The sequence below is a fragment of the Jatrophihabitans lederbergiae genome, from assembly GCF_031845305.1.
GTDB classification, from domain to species: Bacteria; Actinomycetota; Actinomycetes; order Mycobacteriales; family Jatrophihabitantaceae; genus Jatrophihabitans_A; species Jatrophihabitans_A lederbergiae.
In genome coordinates, this window is sequence record NZ_JAVREH010000159.1 from 1 (window position 1) to 1,450 (window position 1,450).

General features: G+C 65.8%; 1 protein-coding gene. It reads left to right on the top strand.

The window, feature by feature from the left end; translation table 11 throughout:
* Positions 1-642: 642 nt before the first annotated feature.
* The coding region (locus RM423_RS24710) for an IS1380 family transposase (protein WP_311425690.1) at positions 643-1,450 on the top strand (808 nt) is incomplete at its 3' end.

Here is a 1,450-nt window from a genome sequence, read left to right on the forward strand (position 1 = left end):
CCCGGTGGCCACGTTGGCGCCCCAGGCACGCATCGACGGGAAGTAATTGTCAGTCGTGTGGTTCTCCTGCACGAAGACCACGACATGTTTGACGTCGGCAGCCATGCTCTCGAGCCTGCCCGCGCTGATGACCAAGAGCAAGCGGTGCTGTTGCCGTTGGCCTTGCTGCCCGGGCTCATGACCGCAGCCTCACACCATCTAGCACCGGAGCAGGACTGGAGAATCGATCTACGCGCAACGGCACTGAACGGCATACAACGGCAGACAACTGCACCACGTATGTCCCGGTAAATGCATATACCCCAGCAAACACCGGGTCTCTAGAGGTCCGCCGTCCGTCCTGGCAGTGTGGGGGTCAGGGGTTCGAGTCCCCTCAGCTCCACTTTCCAGGGCACATGATCCCCTGCGGAACGGACCTCGAACTCAGTAGTCACTCCGTCGAAGGCGGAGCCGGGGCGTCCCCGCCGACAGCGCCGATCCATCCAGAATCGGACACTGGCAGCGCAGACGTGATGCGACCCCTTCCCGTCTAGCCCGGGGCTTTCGTGAGGGCGGCGCGTTGATCAACAGAAAAGTGCTCCAAGCCAGCGAGAATCGGGGTTGCGAAGACCAAATTCATGCGGAGCGAGGAGCACCTTCAAGGTGAAGAATATCGGGTTGTATCCGCGTGTCCACATCGACACGGCAGCGACCAAGATCGTGTCGCAGGCAGGGTCGGTGGCGTTGGTCGAGACGGTCCGCGTCTCGGGCCTGGATCGGGGTTTGTCCCAGGCTCTGGCGCGGTGGCGGAAGCCCTTGGCTCGGCATGACCCGGGCAAGATCGTCACCGATCTGGCGATCGCTTTGGCGGTCGGCGGTGACTGCCTGGCCGATGTCGCGGTGTTGCGCGCTGAGCCTGCGGTGTTCGGCCAGGTTGCCTCGGACCCGACCGTGTCTCGGCTGGTCGACGCCCTGGCAGCCGACGCCGACCGGGCCCTGAGAGCGATCGACGCCACGCGGGCCGCGGCCCGCGCGCGGGTGTGGGCCGCTGCCGGAGAACACGCCCCCGATCACGCCGCGGGCGTGGACAGCCCAGTGGTCATCGACATTGATGCCACCCTCATCACCGCGCACTCAGAGAAGGAGAACGCGGCCCCGACGTTCAAGAAAGGTTTCGGGTTCCATCCCTTGCTGGTGTTCGCCGACCACGGCCAAGGCGGGACCGGCGAGCCGCTTTCGGTCATGCTCAGAAAGGGAAACGCCGGCTCGAACACCGCCGCCGACCACGTTAGTGTGACCCGCCGAGCGTTCGCGCAGCTACCCGGCCACAAGCCAGACCGGCGCCCGGGACGGTCGGTGCTGGTCCGCGCCGACGGCGCGGGCGGCACCCATGAGTTCCTGTCCTGGCTGACCGGGCAGCGCGTCCAGTACTCGGTCGGGTTCACCCTGCCCGACACCTTCACGACCGAGT